The sequence below is a fragment of the Pseudonocardia pini genome, from assembly GCF_013870575.1.
Lineage (GTDB): Bacteria > Actinomycetota > Actinomycetes > Mycobacteriales > Pseudonocardiaceae > Pseudonocardia > Pseudonocardia pini.
Genome location: NZ_JACBXB010000467.1, coordinates 1 through 4,396, shown reverse-complemented (window position 1 = coordinate 4,396; position 4,396 = coordinate 1). Strand labels below are relative to the sequence as shown.

Here is a 4,396-nt window from a genome sequence, read left to right as displayed (position 1 = left end):
CGAGGCCGGCCAGCAGGTCGCGCTGCATGCCCGTCACGTAGTCGACGGCGTCCTCGACGTCGGTCCCGACGACCATGGGCTCGGTCAGCGAGGTGAACCCGACGTCGGTGAACCCCGCCGCGGAGAGCAGCGGGGAGAGCCGCTCCGGCTCGCCGAAGGACCACATCCCGGGGGCCGGTGGCGGCAGCGGACGGCTCCCGGACAGGACCCGGCGGAACGCGGGCATCCACTCCTGCCGCTCGTAGGGCTGCCAGACGAGCAGCGCGAGCCTGCCGCCGGGACGCAGCGCGTGGGCGAGGTTCGCGAAGGCCGCCGCGGGATCGTCGAAGAACATCACGCCGTTGCGGCTGATCACGAGGTCGGCGGCGGGCAGGGGATGGACCTGGACGTCGGCCTGGAGGAACCGCGCCCGCGAGACGCCCGCCGCCGCGGCGCGCTCGCGGGCCAGCCGCAGCATCCGCGAGGACAGGTCCACACCGAGGGCGGAGTGGGCCCGCCGCGCCATGTCCCGGGTGGTGCGCCCGTTGCCGCAGCCGACGTCGATCACCCGGTCGGTGTACCCGGGAGCCGCCGCCGCCACGAGGAAGGGCTGGTAGCGGCTGATCCCGCGGTCGAAGCGGTCCGCGTTCACGGCCCAGAAGTCGCCGCTCGGCCCGTCCCACGCCCGGGCCTGCTCCAGGTTCGCTCCCACCACCCGAGCCTCCCACTAGGCTGGTCGTGGAGGGGAGGCCACCGTGCGGGACGAGGAGCTGGTCGTCGAGTTCGCGCTGACCCGGCTGGACAACCCCGGGCTCGACCTGGAGGAGATCGCCGCGCTGGTGGTCCACCGCGTCGGGCCGGAGCACATGGTCGAGTTCGCGGCGCAGAACCTGGCCGACCGGGGCGAGCTGCGCGGCGCGTTGTTCGAGGCCGCCGTCGAGCACGTCATGCGGGTGGTGCTGACGCTGCGGGACGCTCAGGACTGAAGGTCGACCTCCGGCAGCGGGCCGAGGGAGGCGAAGGCGGACAGGTGGGGCGTGAGGTCGCCGCGTTCGGTCCAGGCCCGCAGCTGCGCCGCCGAGCGCCTGCCCATCACCGCCCTGGCCAGGTCGAAGTCCGAGGCGCGCAGCACCACGGGGGCCTCGGCGACCGTCCCCGCAGGCGTCCAGGTCCAGGTCTGGCCCACGAGCGCCACCGACGGGCCCGCGGGCAGCTTCGCGGCGACGCGTTCGGTGAACCGGTCCCGGATGGCGTGCAGCCCGGGCGTGTCCTCGGCCCCCGGCGTGCGCAGGGCGCCGCGCAGGTCCTGCTCGTGGATGATCACGTCCGCCAGCGGCCGCGGGCCCCGCTCGCGCATCCACTGCCGCAGTGGCTCCGCCACCTTGCGCCACTCGGCGACGAGCTGGGGGACACCGCGGTCCCTGCGGCGGGCGACCTGGGCGGCGGTCCAGGCGTCGTTGTGGTCCTGCGGCTCGTCGCCCGCGATCACGTCCGAGCCCAGGCCGACCATGTGCGAGAACAGCTCGAGCACCGTCCACTCCGGGCAGGCGGGCACCCGCACCGCCGTGTCCGGTGCGCCCGAGACGAGCTCGATGACGCGCTCCTGCGCCAGGGTCCACTCCACGACCGGATCCATGCCGTCACCGAACCACATGTCGAGATCCGTCGCCGGGCTCCGACCAGCCGACATGGACTTCACACGGCACTGCACCGAGATCGTCGGGCAGACCGCGCAGCTGGTGCGCGAGGTGTCCGGCACGGACCTGCGGGCCCCGGTGCCCGGCTGTCCCGGCTGGACACTGGGGATGCTGCTGCGGCACATCGGGGCGGGGCACCGGTGGGCCGAGGAGATCGTGCGCACCCGGGCCCAGGACTTCCTCGACGACACCGACCTGCGCGTCCTGGAGGGCGACGACTCCGGGCCCGTTCCCGACCTCGTGCCGGGGGCCGAGGCCCTGGCGGCGACCCTGCGCGCCGCGGGTCCGGACGCCGAGGTCTGGGTCCCGTTCCACTACCGCCACACCGCCTTCTACGCCCGGCGCTTCGCCTTCGAGACCCTCGTGCACCGCGTCGACGCGACCCAGGCGGCGGGGCTGCCCGTGACCGCGGCCCCCGAGGTCGTCGCCGCCGCGCTCGACGAGTGGATGGAGCTCGACGCGCTGCCCGCCCACTTCGCGCTGGAGCCGGCCAAGCGCGAGGTGCTCGGCGTCGGACGCACCCTGGCCCTCGAGGCGACCGACACCGGCGACGCGTGGTCCGTCGACCTGACGGGGGAGGAGATCCGGTGGCGTCGCGGCACCGGGCCTGCCGCCGTGACGGTCCGCGGGCCGCTCACCGAGCTCCTCCTGCTCGTCTACCGCCGCCGTTCGGCCGACGGGCCGGCGGTGTCCGGCGATCGGGCCCTGCTGCAGCTCTGGTCGTCGCACGTCGCGTTCGCCTGATCGGACCGATTTGTGGGTCCGTTCGGCGCTCGGTGTCGACCGGTGGCGGTGCGCGCGTAGCCCGGGTCCCCGTGTGGGCGTTGGAGGAGTGCGCGGTCACGCTCGGTGTGTCACCTAGAGTGACTCAGCGATCACGGAACGAAGCAGGGGAGTGGCTGTGGGCACACGGCGGTTCGGGACCTGGAACGGCACCCGCCGGGCGGTCGTCGCGACGGTGGTGGCCGCCGTCGGGTTGGGTGGGGCGCTGGTCGCGGGCCCCGCGTTCGCCGAGGCGCCCGCCGCCGCGGCCGCGCACGCCGAGCCGCTGGTGCCCGGCACGCCCTGCTCCTTCTCGGCGCGGTCCTGCGTGGACCTCGAGTCACAGCAGGCCTGGCTGATCGAGAACGGGAACGTCGTCCGAGGCCCGGTCAAGATCGCCTCGGGCGGCAACGGGCAGGAGACGCCCGTGGGCCACTCCCTGCGGGTGTACCGCAAGGAGCAGAACCACCTCAGCCAGGAGTCCCGGCTGCCGAACGGCGACCCGGCTCCCATGCCGTGGTCGGTGTTCTTCGAAGACGGCGGCATCGCGTTCCACGCCGGCAGCCCGGAACGCTCGTCGGCGGGCTGCATCCACCTGGAGCCCGCGGACGCCGAGGCCTGGTTCCAGTTCCTGCAGATCGGGGACATGGTGCAGGTCGTGAAGGCGTCGGAGGAGATGGCCGCGCGCAACCCGCAACCGCCCCCCGCCCCCGCCTGACCCGGAGCCCCGCCCGCAGCGCAGGCGGGGCTCTTCGTGCTTGACAGTGGATACCAACACTCTCCACTATTGGAGAGCAACGATATCCACTACTCGGAGGAGCGCGCGATGGCACGGACCGACGGCGGACGGACCACCCACCGGCACGAGGGCGAGCTCGTCGTCTTCCTGATCGGCATGACGATCAACCGGTGGTGGCGGATCGACCAGTGGCTCCCCACGTTCCTGGCCATGCCGCGGATGCTGAGGGAGCTGGCCACGGACAAGGAGTCGGGAATGCTCGGCTTCCGACTGACCCTCGAGGCGGGCGGGCCGACGGTGATCCAGTACTGGGACTCGGTGGACAAGCTCTACGCCTACGCGTCCGACCGGGCGGCGCAGCACCGCCCGGCCTGGACGGCCTTCAACCAGCGGGCCCGTCAGGCACCCGGGGTGGTCGGGGTGTGGCACGAGACGTACCTGGTCGACCGGGCCGAGAGCGTCTACGTGGGCACCCCGGAGCTCGGGCTGGCCAAGGCGACCGAGCGGGTCCCCGTCACCACCCGTTCGAACGCCGCCCGGCAGCGCATGGACGCCGCGGGGACACGTTAGGCAGGTCTAACATCATCGGCGTGGGGACCATGACACCCGCCGTCGAGGACTACCTCAAGACGATCTTCCTGCTGTCGACCCGCGGGGAGGTCGTGACCACCGGGCTGCTCGCGAAGGAACTGCAGGTGTCCTCGCCGTCGGTGTCGGCCATGGTGAAGCGGCTGGCGGACGGCGAGCTGGTCCGGCGTGGGCGCGCCCTCACCCTCACCGACCAGGGGGAGAGGGAGGCGCTGCGGGTCGTCCGCAGGCACCGGCTCCTGGAGACGTTCCTCGTCAAGGCGTTGGACATGCCGTGGGACGAGGTGCACGAGGAGGCCGAGCAGCTCGAGCACGCGCTGAGCGACCGGCTCGAGGCCCGGATCGACGCCGCGCTCGGCCACCCCACCCACGACCCGCACGGCGACCCCATCCCGAGCAGCGCGGGCAGCCACGACGAGAGCTGGGGCCAGCCGCTCACCTCGGCGCCGGACGGCTGCCGGTTCCGCATCGAGCGGGTCTCCGACCGGCAGTCCGACGCGCTGCGCTACCTCGGCGACCGCGGGCTGCGGCCGGGCGTGGTGATCGAGGTCGAGCAGCAGGACCCGTACGGCGGACCGCGCTGGATCCGGGTGGCGGGCGAGCGGGTCGCGCTCGCGCCCATGCTGACCGG

The 4,396-nt window shown here is 73.5% G+C and carries 7 protein-coding genes; 5 read left to right on the top strand and 2 right to left on the bottom strand.

Features of this window, described 5'->3' with window-relative positions; translation table 11 throughout:
• Positions 1-694: class I SAM-dependent methyltransferase (locus H5J29_RS22460; RefSeq protein ID WP_181783022.1), on the bottom strand; the 694-nt coding region annotated here is incomplete at its 3' end.
• 40 nt (positions 695-734) lie between these two features.
• On the opposite strand from H5J29_RS22460, the gene H5J29_RS22455 reads away from it, so the two are divergent.
• On the top strand, positions 735-965 hold the full coding sequence (locus H5J29_RS22455) for a hypothetical protein (RefSeq protein ID WP_181783021.1): 231 nt from the start codon (positions 735-737) through the stop codon (positions 963-965).
• Here the strand turns inward: H5J29_RS22455 and H5J29_RS22450 are convergent.
• Entirely contained in the window at positions 956-1,633 is a 678-nt protein-coding gene (locus tag H5J29_RS22450) for a maleylpyruvate isomerase N-terminal domain-containing protein (protein WP_181783020.1), read from the bottom strand. The two genes, H5J29_RS22455 and H5J29_RS22450, sit on opposite strands and share 10 nt — an antisense overlap.
• 34 nt (positions 1,634-1,667) lie before the next feature.
• On the opposite strand from H5J29_RS22450, the gene H5J29_RS22445 reads away from it, so the two are divergent.
• The 4 genes from H5J29_RS22445 to H5J29_RS22430 form a co-directional block, all read left to right on the top strand.
• A complete protein-coding gene (locus H5J29_RS22445; RefSeq protein ID WP_181783019.1) occupies positions 1,668-2,420 on the top strand; it encodes a maleylpyruvate isomerase family mycothiol-dependent enzyme in 753 nt (250 codons plus the stop codon).
• Positions 2,421-2,577: 157 nt separating this feature from the next.
• Positions 2,578-3,156 (top strand): L,D-transpeptidase, encoded by a 579-nt coding sequence (locus H5J29_RS22440; RefSeq protein ID WP_181783018.1) that lies wholly within the window; start codon positions 2,578-2,580, stop codon positions 3,154-3,156.
• 108 nt (positions 3,157-3,264) lie between these two features.
• The gene (locus H5J29_RS22435) at positions 3,265-3,747 is read left to right on the top strand and encodes a DUF4188 domain-containing protein (RefSeq protein ID WP_181783017.1); all 483 of its coding nucleotides are present in this window, start codon (positions 3,265-3,267) and stop codon (positions 3,745-3,747) included.
• 29 nt (positions 3,748-3,776) lie between these two features.
• Positions 3,777-4,396, top strand: a 620-nt coding sequence (locus H5J29_RS22430; RefSeq protein WP_181783023.1) for a metal-dependent transcriptional regulator, incomplete at its 3' end; no start/stop codon positions are given.